This is a genomic window from Amycolatopsis sp. NPDC004368, assembly GCF_053602515.1.
The window spans coordinates 1-12623 of sequence record NZ_JBSGDT010000014.1; the positions used below are offsets into that span (position 1 = coordinate 1).

13 protein-coding genes are annotated in these 12623 nt (G+C 70.3%); 9 read left to right on the top strand and 4 right to left on the bottom strand.

Features of this window, described 5'->3' with window-relative positions:
- The first annotated feature begins 266 nt into the window (after positions 1-266).
- Positions 267-1424, top strand: coding sequence for a M50 family metallopeptidase (locus ACWEOE_RS20475; protein ID WP_452011324.1), 1158 nt, complete (start codon positions 267-269; stop codon positions 1422-1424).
- An 81-nt stretch (positions 1425-1505) separates the two neighbouring features.
- Entirely contained in the window at positions 1506-2336 is an 831-nt protein-coding gene (locus ACWEOE_RS20480; protein ID WP_452011327.1) for a tRNA (adenine-N1)-methyltransferase, read from the top strand.
- A gap of 5 nt (positions 2337-2341) precedes the next feature.
- Here the strand turns inward: ACWEOE_RS20480 and ACWEOE_RS20485 are convergent, their stop codons facing one another.
- Together ACWEOE_RS20485 and ACWEOE_RS20490 are read right to left on the bottom strand one after the other, a co-directional pair.
- Complete coding sequence (locus ACWEOE_RS20485; RefSeq protein WP_452011329.1) at positions 2342-2794, bottom strand: hypothetical protein; 453 nt, start codon at positions 2792-2794, stop codon at positions 2342-2344.
- A gap of 10 nt (positions 2795-2804) precedes the next feature.
- Complete coding sequence (locus ACWEOE_RS20490) at positions 2805-3830, bottom strand: hypothetical protein (protein WP_452011331.1); 1026 nt, start codon at positions 3828-3830, stop codon at positions 2805-2807.
- 348 nt (positions 3831-4178) lie between these two features.
- Here ACWEOE_RS20490 and arc point away from each other — a divergent pair, with 348 nt between their 5' ends.
- On the top strand, positions 4179-5981 hold the full coding sequence (gene arc, locus ACWEOE_RS20495) for a proteasome ATPase (protein ID WP_452011334.1): 1803 nt from the start codon (positions 4179-4181) through the stop codon (positions 5979-5981).
- 22 nt (positions 5982-6003) lie between these two features.
- On the opposite strand, the gene ACWEOE_RS20500 is transcribed toward arc, so the two are convergent.
- Positions 6004-6936: a DMT family transporter gene (locus ACWEOE_RS20500; protein ID WP_452011336.1), complete on the bottom strand. Its 933-nt coding sequence runs from the start codon at positions 6934-6936 to the stop codon at positions 6004-6006.
- Positions 6937-7123: 187 nt separating this feature from the next.
- Between ACWEOE_RS20500 and ACWEOE_RS20505 the strand changes: the two genes are divergently transcribed.
- From ACWEOE_RS20505 to ACWEOE_RS20515, 3 genes are all read left to right on the top strand, one after another.
- A complete protein-coding gene (locus ACWEOE_RS20505; protein WP_452011703.1) occupies positions 7124-7459 on the top strand; it encodes a hypothetical protein in 336 nt (111 codons plus the stop codon).
- Between the two features lie 87 nt (positions 7460-7546).
- Complete coding sequence (locus ACWEOE_RS20510; protein WP_452011338.1) at positions 7547-8470, top strand: aldo/keto reductase; 924 nt, start codon at positions 7547-7549, stop codon at positions 8468-8470.
- Between the two features lie 68 nt (positions 8471-8538).
- Positions 8539-9168, top strand: coding sequence for a hypothetical protein (locus tag ACWEOE_RS20515; RefSeq protein ID WP_452011340.1), 630 nt, complete (start codon positions 8539-8541; stop codon positions 9166-9168).
- Here ACWEOE_RS20515 and ACWEOE_RS20520 read toward each other — a convergent pair.
- A complete protein-coding gene (locus ACWEOE_RS20520) occupies positions 9159-9671 on the bottom strand; it encodes an NUDIX hydrolase (RefSeq protein ID WP_452011342.1) in 513 nt (170 codons plus the stop codon). The genes ACWEOE_RS20515 and ACWEOE_RS20520 overlap by 10 nt on opposite strands.
- Before the next feature lie 40 nt (positions 9672-9711).
- Between ACWEOE_RS20520 and dop the strand changes: the two genes are divergently transcribed.
- The 3 genes from dop (at position 9712) to prcB (ending at position 12613) form a co-directional block, all read left to right on the top strand.
- Positions 9712-11214: a depupylase/deamidase Dop gene (gene dop / locus ACWEOE_RS20525; RefSeq protein WP_360601539.1), complete on the top strand. Its 1503-nt coding sequence runs from the start codon at positions 9712-9714 to the stop codon at positions 11212-11214.
- Positions 11215-11313: 99 nt separating this feature from the next.
- Complete coding sequence (locus tag ACWEOE_RS20530; protein ID WP_220240779.1) at positions 11314-11508, top strand: ubiquitin-like protein Pup; 195 nt, start codon at positions 11314-11316, stop codon at positions 11506-11508.
- A gap of 238 nt (positions 11509-11746) precedes the next feature.
- The gene (gene prcB / locus ACWEOE_RS20535; RefSeq protein WP_452011346.1) at positions 11747-12613 is read left to right on the top strand and encodes a proteasome subunit beta; all 867 of its coding nucleotides are present in this window, start codon (positions 11747-11749) and stop codon (positions 12611-12613) included.
- The last annotated feature ends 10 nt before the right edge of the window (positions 12614-12623 follow it).

Sequence of the window (12623 nt, forward strand, 5' to 3'; positions counted from 1 at the left end):
TCTCGCCCGCGCACTCCCCGCCTCGCGTGTTCGGCGCCGGCCGATCCGACCGCCCGATCCGGAAGCCGGCTCCAAGGCGATCTCGCACGCCCCGCCGGAGGCGAGGCCAACAACACAGCGATCTCGCACGCCCCGCCGGAGGCGGGGCCAACAACACAGCGATCTCGCACGCCCCGCCGGAGGCGGGGCCAAAAACAGAGCGACACCACCCATCGGGGAACCCCGGATCACTCCCTTCCCACACCTTGACCTCTACCCTTGCCCGCATGGCCGCGACCCGACAGCACGGTGCCGGGCCGTCCCGGCGTGTCTCGTCCGGCGACGGCGGGCTGTTGCTGTTCCGGGTCGCCGGGGTGCCGGTGCTGCTGGCGCCGTCGTGGTGGATAGGGTCGCTGGTGGTCGTGGTGCTGTACGCGCCGCTGGTGGGGCGGCTGCTGCCGGAGGCGTCCACGCCGACGTCGTGGCTGCTGGCGGCCGCGTTCGCGGTGCTGCTGGGGCTGTCGGTGCTCGCGCACGAGCTGGGCCACTGCCTGGTCGCCCTACGGCTGGGGATTCCTGTCCGCCGGCTGCGGCTGTTCTTGCTGGGCGGGCTGTCGGAGGTCGCGCGGACGCCGCGGCGGCCAGGGCAGGAAGGGCTCGTCGCGGCGGCGGGGCCGGTGGTCTCGTTGCTGCTGGGCGGGTTCTGCGCCCTGCTGGTGCTCGCCGTGCCGCCGCACGGGGCGGTGTGGCTGCTCGTCGCCGAGTGCGCGGTCGCGAACCTCGCGGTGGGCGTGTTCAACCTGCTCCCCGGGCTGCCGCTCGACGGTGGGCGGCTCGTTCGCGCGGGCGTGTGGGCCGTGACGGGGCTACGGGCGAAGGGCACGAAAGCCGCGGTGGCCGGCGGCGCGGTCGTCGCGACCGGGCTGATCGTGTGGGCGCTGTGGGGTCTGGCGACGCAGAGCGAGGACCGCTGGTTGAGGCTCGGCGTCTGCGTGGTCACAGCGTGGTTCGTGATCCTGGGCGCCCGCGGCGAGCTCGCGGCCGAGGCCCGGCGCAGCTGGCCCGACGGGCTCGAGCTCACCGAGCTGGTGCGGCCCGTGTTGCAGCTGCCCGCCGAAAGCCCGGTGTCCGACGCGCTGGCGGCCTCCGCGGGTCGCGGAGTGGTGCTCGTGCGCGCCGACGGTGTCGCCGCCGGGCTGCTCGACGAGCAGGCGGCCGAGCAGCTCGCGGGGACGCACCCGCACGCTCCGGCGGAGCTCGCGGCCGAGCCGATCCGCGCGGAGACGGTTCTCCTGGCCTCGGAGCCGGGGGAGGAGATCGCCGAGCGCGTGCGCGAAACCCCGGCGTGGCAGTTCCTCGTGGTCGACGAAGAAGGGCGCCCCGCCGGGGTGCTGCGCCGCGAAGACCTCCGCGCCGCGCTCGTACGCGGCCGCCACGCTCACTGAGAGTGCACCCGACCGGCGGCCCGCGCGGACGACCTGCGAGGATCTGACGCCAGCGTTTCGCGGTTGAGGTGGAGGAAGAAGTTGTCGGTCAGCGGACCGTTTCGCGCAGGGGACCGGGTTCAGTTGACGGACTCGAAAGGCCGCCACTACACCCTCACGCTCGCCGAGGGCGGGGAGTACCACACCCACCGCGGCGCGCTGGCGCACGACGAGCTGATCGGGCTCCCCGAAGGGTCCGTGGTGACCTCGGCCGGCGGCAGCAACTACCTCGCGCTGCGGCCCCTGCTGCCCGACTACGTGCTCTCGATGCCCCGCGGCGCGCAGGTCATCTACCCCAAGGACGCCGCGCAGATCGTGATGTGGGGCGACATCTTCCCCGGCGCGCGCGTGCTGGAAGCCGGCGCCGGTTCGGGTGCGCTCACGTGCTCGCTGCTGCGTGCGGTCGGCTCCGAGGGCCACGTGTCGTCCTACGAGATCCGCGACGACCACGCGGAGCACGCCGAGCGCAACGTCGTGAAGTTCTTCGGCGAGAAGCCGGACAACTGGACGCTCACCGTCGCCGACCTCGCCACGCACTCCGGTGAGGTCGACCGCGTCGTGCTCGACATGCTCGCGCCGTGGGACCAGCTGCCGAACGTCGCCGCGCACCTCGTGCCCGGCGGTGTCCTCACGGTGTATGTGGCGACTGTCACACAGCTTTCTCGGGTGACGGAGTCGTTGCGGGAACAGCAGTGCTGGACCGAGCCGGAGTCGTGGGAGACGCTGATGCGCCCGTGGCACGTGGTCGGCCTCGCCGTGCGCCCCGACCACCGGATGGTGGCGCACACGGCGTTCCTGCTCACCGCCCGCCGCCTCGCCGACGGCACGGTGTCGCCGCGCGTGTCGCGCCGGCCCAGCAAGGGCAAGGGCTGAGACAGCTAGCCCGGCACGCACCACCGACCGTTTTCCCGGTGCATCGGGAACGGGGTGTCCCGGCGCCCGCCCGCGCCTTCCACGTGCACGGTGACCCCCGCCGAGTCCCCGGCGACGGTGGGCGGCCCGGCCAGGGAGACGGTGAGCGGTCCCGCCGCGTCCCACTTGGCCTGCAGGTCGGCCAGGGCCTGGGCAGTCTGCGGTCGGCACGTGAGCCGGCCGAACTCGGTGACGTCGGCCCGGCGGATCGCGTCGACGAGGGCGTTCGCGAGCACGTTCGTCGCCGCGACGTCCGCGTCGCTCGCGGACGAGGAGACCGTGGGGATGTTCGTCGGCGCCGCGGCCGCCGGCGCGGAAGGGGGAGCCGGCCCGGCCGGTGCCACCAGCACCAGCCCGAGCACCACGCCGGCCACCACCGCACCGAGCACGACGAGCCCGGCGGTGAGTCTGCCACTCACCGCCGGTGTCTCACTGCTTGTCCGCCTGGGCGTCGACGAGGCACCAGACGCCGGCCTCGCGCTTCGAGGTCATCGTCCCGTTCGCCGTTTTCGTGCCCTGCGTGGCCTTGTACCGCACGGAAGCAGTGTCGCCGGTCTCCTGTGCGGCGCCCGTGAGCTGGACGTCGGTCTTCGGGATGTCCACGGCGCCACCGTTGTAGAGGCTGCGGCACGCCAGCCCGGCCAGCGCCGTGCCGTCGCCGCTGCTGAAATCGGCAGCGGCGGCCTGGAACAGCTCCTGCGCGCTCTGCGTGCCACCCGGTGCCGGCGCGTCGGTGCCGCCGGCGGAGCCAGTCGAGGGGGTCGAGCCGCTGCTCGTGCGGGGCCGGCTCGGGACGCCGGTGTTCGGCGCGCCACCGGCCTTGCTGCTCACAGCCGGCGGCGCCGGGGGAGCGGCGGTGTCGTTTTTGTCCTTGTCGTCACCGGAAAGCCCGATCACGAGCCCGACCGCCGCACCCACCACGACCACGGCACCGACCGACACGCCGACGATCAGTCCCGTCTTCTTTTTCTTGGGAGGCTGCTCGCCGTAGCCGCCGAAGGACTGATATCCACCCGGTTGGCCGTACTGATCGCCGAAACCGCCCTGCCCGAAGGCGTCCGGCTGCCCGAGCTGCTGTGTGCCGCCCTGCTGGTACGGATCTTGCTGTGGGTACTGCTGTGTCCCGCCGCCCTGCTGATGGGGATCCTGCGGGCCGAACTGTGGGTACTGGCCAGACTGTCCGAACGGCGGGGGCTGCTGCGCCGGGTAGCCCGGCTGCTGCTGCGGACCGGACTGCGGGTACCCGCCCTGCGGCGGCCACGTGCCCGGCTGCTGCTGACCGCCGAACGGCTGCCCGCCGGGGTACCCGGGCTGCTGCTGCGGGCCGGAAGGGGGCTGACCCGGGCCCTGCTGGGGCTGTCCGTAGGGGTTCGGCTGCTGCCCGTAACCACCGCCCCCTCCGTAGCCTCCGCCCTGCTGGCCGTGACCACCGGGCTGCTGCGGCGGGTAGGTCATGTGTGGTGCCCCCTAGCGTTCCTGCGCGTGCGCCCCGGTGTCCGGGCGCGGTGAACCCCGGCGATGCTAGCCAGGCCTGCCGGGAACCGTGCGCTCAGGCCGGAACTGGACGCGGCACGGTTGGCGGTGTTGCCCTCCGGGTACCTGGAGCTTGCCCGTTTTCGCCTGGTGGAACACGGCGTGACGGCCTCCGGTGCCCGAGCACCGAATCGGCCGCTTGCGCTCCGTCGACGACCGTGCTGAGCGGGTGCAGAAATCGCGACGCGCCGATCTTGTGATGCGGAAAGGCCTTTTATTGTCGGTGATCGCCGGTACCGTGGAATGAAAAGCACTCCGAGGAGGTGCCCGATGCATCATGACCTTCCCGGAGGTCGGCGCGAGGAGGCCGACCCTTCAGAAGCAGGCGGAGCTGGGCAGACGGCGGAACAACAAGCCCGGCAGATCCGTTTTCTCGAAGAGGAAGTGGCGCTGTTGCGTCGCAAACTCACCGATTCGCCGCGGCAGAACCGAGTTCTCGAACAGCGCCTCGCCGAGGCGTCCGAACGGGTGAGCCAGCTCACCGAGCGCAACACGAAACTGGTCGAGACCCTGCGCGAGGCGCGTGGTCAGCTGCTCGCCCTCCGCGAAGAGGTCGACAGGCTGGCCCAGCCGCCGAGCGGCTACGGGGTCTTCGTCACCTCGTACGAGGACAACACGGTGGACGTCTTCACCGCGGGCCGCAAGATGCGGGTCTCGGTGTCGCCGGCCGTGGAGATCTCGTCGCTGCGCCGCGGTCAGGCGCTGCGGCTCAACGAGGCACTCACCGTCGTCGAAGGCGGCGAATTCGAGCGCACCGGTGAAGTGTGCGCACTGCGTGAGGTGCTCGCACCCGAGGCCGAGGGCGGCGTCCCCCGGGCTCTCGTGGTGGGGCACGCGGACGAAGAGCGGGTGGTCCTGCTCTCCGACCCGCTGGCCGAGCAGCCGCTCAAGCCGGGCGACTCGCTGCTCGTCGACTCGAAGGTCGGGTACGCGTACGAGCGCGTGCCGAAGGCCGAGGTCGAGGACCTGGTGCTGGAGGAGGTGCCCGACGTCCGCTACGAGGACATCGGTGGCCTGAGCAGGCAGATCGAGCAGATCCGCGACGCGGTGGAGCTGCCGTTCCTGCACGCCGATCTCTACCAGGAGTACCAGCTGCGGCCGCCGAAGGGTGTGCTGCTCTACGGCCCTCCGGGCTGCGGGAAGACGCTCATCGCCAAGGCGGTGGCCAACTCCCTGGCCAAGAAGGTCGCGCAGGCGCGGGGTGACACCGACGACGGGAAGTCCTACTTCCTGAACATCAAGGGTCCCGAGCTGCTCAACAAGTTCGTCGGTGAGACCGAGCGGTCCATCCGCCTGATCTTCCAGCGGGCTCGGGAGAAGGCCTCCGAGGGCACTCCCGTCATCGTGTTCTTCGACGAGATGGACTCCATCTTCCGCACCCGTGGCTCGGGCGTGTCCTCCGACGTGGAGACCACGATCGTGCCGCAGCTGCTGTCGGAGATCGACGGTGTGGAAGGGCTGGAGAACGTCATCGTCATCGGCGCCTCCAACCGCGAGGACATGATCGACCCGGCGATCCTGCGGCCGGGCCGGCTCGACGTGAAGATCAAGATCGAGCGTCCGGACGCCGAAGGCGCGAAGGACATCTTCTCCAAGTACCTGGCCGAAGGCCTCCCGATCCACGCCGACGACCTGGCGGAGTTCGGCGGGGACCAGAAGGCCACGTTCGACGCGATGATCCAGCACACGGTCGAGCGCATGTACGAGGAGAGCGACGACAACCGGTTCCTCGAGGTGACCTACGCCAACGGGGACAAGGAAGTCCTGTACTTCCGCGATTTCAACTCGGGCGCGATGATCCAGAACATCGTGGACCGGGCGAAGAAGTCGGCCATCAAGTCGGTGCTGGAGACCCAGCAGCCGGGCTTGCGCGTGCAGCACCTGCTCGACGCGATCGTCGACGAGTTCGCGGAGAACGAGGACCTCCCGAACACCACCAACCCGGACGACTGGGCCCGGATCTCCGGCAAGAAGGGCGAGCGGATCGTCTACATCCGCACGCTCGTCACCGGCAAGAACCAGGACTCCGGCCGGGCGATCGACACCGCCACGAACACGGGTCAGTACCTGTAAGGGTTCGTAGCGAAACGTGGGGCTACCGGTTCGCCGGTGGCCCCACGTTCTCGTCTGCGACCTTCACCCGGCGGCGGGCGAGTTTCCCGTGCGAGGCCAGAATTCCGAGCACGACGAGGAGCGCGCCGGCGGGTTCGTTCCAGTGCACCGGTTCGTTCAGCACCAGCACGCCGAGCACGACACCGACCACGGGTGTGAGGTAAGTCACCGAAGAAGCGTGGGCGGCGCCCCAGGCGGTCACCACGCGTGTGTTCCACACGTACGCGATCCCGGTTCCCAGCACACCGAGCGCGAGCATGCTGACCACCACTGCGGCAGTCAGGCGCATCGGTTGGGCCGCCGCCACGGGCGCCGCCAGGGCCAGGATCACCGTGGCGAACCCGACCTGTCCGAAGGCCACGACCACAGGATCAGCGCCCTTCGGTGACACGAACCGGCGCAGGTAGACGAAAGCCGCGCCGTAGCAGGTCGTTGCCCCCAGGCACGCCAGCTGGGCCGTGAGCTCGTGCGACAGGTCGATGCCCTGCCACACGCCGACGAGCGTCAGCACGCCCGCGAACCCGAGCAGCAGCCCGGTCACCCGCGGCGCGGTGAGGCGCTCAGCCGGTAGCGCCGCGGCGGCGAAGAGCATGGTGAGCAATGGCGTGGTGGCGTTGAAAATGCTGGCCAGTCCGGACGAGATGTACTGCTCCGCCCAGGAGAACAGCAGAAACGGCGCCGCGCAGAGCAACACCGACACCACCGCGAGGTGCCCCCACAGCGCGGGATCGCGGGGGAGGGGCCGGCGTCGTACGGCCAGCACCACCACCAGGGCGTGCGCTCCGAAGCCGACGCGCGCCAGCGCGACCTGAGCGGGGGAGAGGCCTTGCAGCCCCACCTTGATGAACAGGAAACTCGCGCCCCAGACGACCGCCAGCGCGACGAACCGCGCACCGACACCGAACCGCCCGCCCATGCTCCCCCTACTCACGATGTCGAAGCCGACCCACCAGCGAGGTCGCCGGCTCAAAGGCGATCTCGCACGCCCCGCCGGAGGCGGGGCCACCAACCCAGTCAACGGGGCAGCCACGCCGGGAGGCCAGCGGATTTCGGCCATCTCACTCGACGTTGGTGTATAACGCCCTATACTGCGCGGCGTGAGTATCGACGACACTTCGCGCCCGCGCGCGCCCATCACCGAAGCCGACGTCCTGACCTGGCTTGAGACGACGGCAGCCGCCGTCCAGGCGGGGGAGCTGAGCGCCGACGACCTCATCGACCTGCTGGGGGAGCTGCGCCGCGCCTCCGCCGCCTGCGCCGACGCCTCCGACTGGACCCTGCTCGCCGCCCGCGAACAAGGCGCCAGCCTCCGCCAGATCGCCCCGGTCTTCGGCAAGGGCTACGTCCGGGCGCCGGCCGCCCGCCTCGAAAAGCTCCACCGCCAAGCCCAGACCTCCGGGCAATGGCTCGCCATCCTCCGGCACAAACAAACTGTATAACGACCTATACGGCGGCCGATTGTCGAAAACACCATCATCGACATTCCACCGAGATAACCCCAAAAACCGCACAGACAAGGACACCCCATGGAGCGCATCGCGGTCGGGCTCGCCGCTCTCGGCCGGCCCGCGTACATCAACCTGGGCCGGGTGCTCCCGGGCACGCGCGGTGTTCCGGAGATGCGGGCCGCGACCCACGAGGTGCTCGACGCGGCTTACGCCGCCGGGGTGCGCTGGGTCGACGTCGCGCGCTCGTACGGGTTGGCCGAGGACTTCCTCGCGAGCTGGCTGGCGGAGTCCAGGCACACAGATGTGACGGTGTCGAGCAAGTGGGGCTACCGCTACGTCGGCGAATGGCGGCTCGACGCGCCGGTGCACGAGGTCAAGGAGCACTCGGCCGCGCGGTTCGCCGAGCAGTGGGCCGAGACGCGGGCGCTGCTGGGTGCGCACGTGGACCTGTACCAGGTGCATTCGCTCACTGTGGACAGTCCGCTGTTCGCCGACGGCGCGCTGATCGAGGCCCTGGCGGGGTTGTCCGATCAGGGTGTGGAAGTCGGGTTCTCCACGTCGGGGCCGAAGCAGGCCGATGCCGTGCGGCGGGCGTTCGAGCTGGAAGCGGCGGGGCGGCCGGTGTTCTCGTCGGTGCAGTCCACTTGGAACGTGCTGGAGCCGTCGGTCGGTGCGGCGCTCGCGGAAGCGCGGGCGGCGGGGAAACGGGTGCTGGTCAAGGAGACGCTGGCGAACGGGCGGCTCGTGGTGGAGGCGCCGGAGGTGCTGAACCGGATCGCGGTCGCGCACGGCGTGGGGCCGGACGCGGTCGCGGTGGCCGCGGTGCTGGCCAACGACTGGGTTTCGGCGGCGCTGGTGGGTCCGTCGAACCCGGCCCAGCTGGCGGCGAACCTGGCTGCCGCACGGGTTTCGCTGAGCGCGGCGGAGCTGGGTGAGCTGGCGGGGCTGGCGGAGGGACCGGAGGGGTACTGGCGGCACCGGTCCCACCTCGGGTGGGACTGAGGCGCTGCACTACCCTCGCTGCAGCGCGGGTCCGGAGGGTGGGCCGCGGATTTCCGGAGGGGCGGCCAGTGCGTCATCGGCAGGTGCTTGCGGTGGCTGCGGTCGCGCTGGTGGGGCTCACGACGGCGTGTGGCAACCGGCCGAACAACCTTGAGACGTACTACGACGATCCGGTGCCGGTGACCGACTCGACGTCGGCCGCGCCCGTGGTGCCCGCTGAGCATGTCGCGCCGCCGAGTTCTCCGGCGTCCGCTTCGCCCGATCCGCGGATTTCGGCTGCTGCGGAGGCAACGGCGGCGTTGCTGTCCGATGAGGACGTTGCCGAGGAAGGTGTGGCGCCCGGGCCGAAGAAGGCTTCGGGGTGCCTCGCGGGGTTGGCTCAGGGTGAGCGGCGGTCGGCGAGCTGGGTGTACCCGAGTGGTTCGGGGCTGACGCACGAGGTCACGGCGTATGTGGGCGGGTCGGGTGCGGACGTGGTGTCCGCGGCGGGCTGTGTGGGGCAGGTGCTCGCGATCGAACCGCAGCAAGGGGTTTCGGCGCAGCGGGCGTGGTGCGACGGGTCGACGTGCACGGTGTTGCTGGCGCGGGGTGAGCTGGTGTCGGCGTTGAGCGTGGTGGCGAGCACGCCGGCGCGGGCGGCGGACGCGGCGAAGCGGTTGCTGCCGAAGGTTGTGGCGAAGCTGGTGGCTCAGCCGTAGCGGCGGAACCACTCCTGGACGCCTTCGCGGCCGTCGGGGATGAAGGGGCTGTCGGGGTCGAAGGCCCAGGTGCGGAGGTCGTCGAGGGACATCCAGCGGCCTTCGGCGATTTCTTCGGGCTGGTGGCGGATGGGGCCGTCCCAGCGGACTTCGTAGGCGAAGTTGTGGCAGTGGACGGTGCCCTGGTCGTAGATCTTGGTGAACAGGGGTTCCGGTTCCACTCCGTGGACGCCGAGTTCTTCGGCGAGTTCGCGGCGGGCGCATTCGGCGGGGGTTTCGCCCGCGGCGACGACTCCTCCGGCCCAGCAGTCCCAGGTGGACGGGAAGATGTCCTTGCCGGGGGTGCGCAGGTGCACGTACACGGATCGGCCGTCGCCCGATCGGACGAGCACGACGCCGGCGGCGTGCCAGAGTCCTTCGGCGCGGACGCGGGAGCGGGGTGCCTGGCCCACGGCGTTTCCGGCTCGGTCATAGAGGGCAACGAGTTCGTCACTGCCTGGCATGGGGGCATCGTCGCACGGCCTTACCCCGTAGGGTGGAGGCATGCGTCGGATCATGGGAACCGAAGTCGAGTACGGCATCGCCGTGCCGGGGGACGCCACGGCGAACCCGGTGCTGACCTCGACTCAGGTCGTGCTCGCCTACGCGGCGGCTGCTGACATTCCGCGGGCTCGCCGGGCTCGGTGGGACTACGAGGTGGAGTCGCCGTTGCGCGACGCGCGGGGGTTCGACCTGACGGGTCCGGGCGGGCCGGGGCACGACCCGGACGTGGAGGACCTGGGAGCGGCGAACGTCATCCTGACCAACGGTGCGCGGTTGTACGTGGACCACGCGCACCCGGAGTACTCGGCGCCCGAGGTCACGAACGCGCGCGACGCGGTGATCTGGGACAAGGCCGGGGAGCGGGTGATGGAGGAGGCGGCGCTGAAGGCGGCGTCGGTGCCGGGTCAGCCGCCGTTGCAGTTGTACAAGAACAACGTGGACGGCAAGGGTGCGAGCTACGGCACGCACGAGAACTACCTGTGTTCGCGGTCGACGCCGTTCACGGCGATCATCGCGGGGCTGACGCCGTTTTTCGTGTCGCGTCAGGTGGTGACGGGTTCGGGCCGGGTCGGGGTCGGTCAGCAGAGTGAAGAGGCCGGGTTCCAGCTGTCGCAGCGGTCGGACTACATCGAGGTCGAGGTCGGCCTGGAGACGACGTTGAAGCGCGGGATCATCAACACGCGCGACGAGCCGCACGCGGACGCGGACAAGTACCGGCGGTTGCACGTGATCATCGGTGACGCGAACCTGTCGGAGTACTCGACGTATCTGAAGGTGGGTACGACGGCGCTGATCCTGGACTTGATCGAGTCGGGGATCCGGTTCGACGAGCTCAAGCTGGACGAGCCGGTGCGGGCGGTGCACAAGATCAGTCACGATCCGACGTTGAAGACGAAGGTCGAGCTGGCGAACGGGAAGAAGTTCTCGGGGCTGGACCTGCAGTTCGCCTACCACGAGATCGCGGCGGCGAACCTCGAGCGCACAGGCGCGGACGAGGCGTCGAAGGAGGTGCTGCGGGTCTGGGGCGAGGTCCTGGACGCGTTGGCGCGGGATCCTCAGGAGTGCGCGGACCGGTTGGACTGGCCGGCGAAGCTGCGGTTGCTCGAGGGGTACCGGGAGCGGGACCAGCTGGCGTGGGGTGCGCCGCGGTTGCGGCTGGTGGATCTGCAGTATTCGGATGTGCGGCTGGCGAAGGGCCTGTACAACCGGCTGGTCACGCGGGGTTCGATGAAGCGCCTGGTCACCGAAGAAGAGGTGCAGGCGGCGATCACGACTCCGCCGTCGGACACGCGGGCGTATTTCCGGGGGCGGGCGCTGGAGAAGTACGCGACGTCGATCGCGGCGGCTTCGTGGGATTCGGTGATCTTCGACGTGGGTAAGGAGTCGCTGGTGCGGATCCCGACGTTGGAGCCGTTGCGGGGCACGAAGGCGCACGTCGGGAAGCTGCTGGACGCGGCGGCGACGGCCGAGGAGCTGGTCGAGGCGATCACCGGTTCGGACTAGTCCGGGCGGGTTTTCGACCGGGGATCGGGACCGCGGCGTTGCCCCGAATGTCGGGGCCGCTGGGTAGGCTAGGAATCATCGGCCACACCGGGAGGCGATATGGCGCAGGAGAAGATCGAGAAGCACGGCGGTGGGGACTCCGACGAGGAGTTCGAGGCCACCGGAGCGGCGGGCCAGGAGCGGCGCGAGAAGCTCGGTGAGGACGTGGACACGATCCTCGACGAGATCGACGACGTGCTGGAGGAGAACGCCGAGGACTTCGTTCGCGCCTACGTGCAGAAGGGCGGCGAGTAGTCGTTCGCGGCCGGTGACCGTCGTCGGTGTTCCGGGGGCGGTCACCGGCTGGCGTGCCGTCGGGTGCGGCGGCGCGGGGGACGACATACTGCGCGGCAGGGCTTGCGAACGGCAGGCCTGCGGACTTCAGGGCTTGTGAAGGGCGGGCTTGTGAACGGCGGGCTTGTGAACGGCACAGTCGGCACGCGGCTCGCAGCGTTGTTTCTTCAGCCGATACAGATGGGAACCAAGAGCACGTATGGACAACACCTCCCCTCGGTCGGGTTTTTCGGGACCTGGCCTGCCTGCCTCGTACTTCTCGCCGGCTTCGTCGTCGTTCGCGGATTTCGTGCGGGCGCAGGCGCCTGAGCTGTTGCCGGCGCGGCGGGTGCCGTCGTCCGGGGCGGGTGAGCTGGCGGTGCCGCACGGGACGACGATCGTGGCGCTGACGTTCGCCGGGGGTGTGCTGATCGCGGGTGACCGGCGGGCGACGTCGGGGAACCTGATCGCGAGCCGGGACATCGAGAAGGTGCACGTCACGGACGAGTACTCGGCGGTGGGGATCGCGGGGACCGCGGGCCTGGCCGTGGAGATGGTCCGGTTGTACGCGGTGGAGCTGGCGCACTACGAGAAGATCGAAGGTGTGTCGCTGTCGCTGGACGGCAAGACGAACAAGCTGGCCGGGATGGTGAAGGCCAACTTGGACATGGCGATGGCGGGCTTGGCCGTCGTGCCACTGTTCGTGGGTTACGACCTGGAGGCCGAGGACGCGAAGCACGCCGGCCGGATCGTGTCGTACGACGCCGCGGGTGGGCGGTATGAGGAGAACGCCGGGTACGCGGGGGTCGGTTCGGGTTCGCTGTTCGCGAAGTCGGCGTTGAAGAAGCTGTACGACCCCGATGCGGATGTCGACGCCGCGGTGCGGGCGGCCGTGGAGGCGTTGTACGACGCCGCGGACGACGACACCGCGAGTGGTGGGCCGGACCTGGTGCGGCGTATTTTCCCGAGCGTGGTCACGATCACCGCCGAGACCGGTGCGGTGCAGTTGCCCGCCGAGCAGACGGCGGCGGTGGCGGAGGCCGTGGTGGCCGGCCGGGCCGAGCGCACGCACCACCGGCCGAGCTGATCGCCGGTGA

Coding starts and splice junctions, on each gene's coding strand:
- ACWEOE_RS20500 (WP_452011336.1), bottom strand. CDS start 6,936: ATGGGCGGGCGGTTCGGTGTCGGTGCGCGGTTCGTCGCGCTGGCGGTC.
- prcB (WP_452011346.1), top strand. CDS start 11,747: ATGGACAACACCTCCCCTCGGTCGGGTTTTTCGGGACCTGGCCTGCCT.
- ACWEOE_RS20490 (WP_452011331.1), bottom strand. CDS start 3,830: ATGACCTACCCGCCGCAGCAGCCCGGTGGTCACGGCCAGCAGGGCGGA.
- ACWEOE_RS20520 (WP_452011342.1), bottom strand. CDS start 9,671: ATGCCAGGCAGTGACGAACTCGTTGCCCTCTATGACCGAGCCGGAAAC.
- arc (WP_452011334.1), top strand. CDS start 4,179: ATGCATCATGACCTTCCCGGAGGTCGGCGCGAGGAGGCCGACCCTTCA.
- ACWEOE_RS20510 (WP_452011338.1), top strand. CDS start 7,547: ATGGAGCGCATCGCGGTCGGGCTCGCCGCTCTCGGCCGGCCCGCGTAC.
- ACWEOE_RS20475 (WP_452011324.1), top strand. CDS start 267: ATGGCCGCGACCCGACAGCACGGTGCCGGGCCGTCCCGGCGTGTCTCG.
- ACWEOE_RS20530 (WP_220240779.1), top strand. CDS start 11,314: ATGGCGCAGGAGAAGATCGAGAAGCACGGCGGTGGGGACTCCGACGAG.
- dop (WP_360601539.1), top strand. CDS start 9,712: ATGCGTCGGATCATGGGAACCGAAGTCGAGTACGGCATCGCCGTGCCG.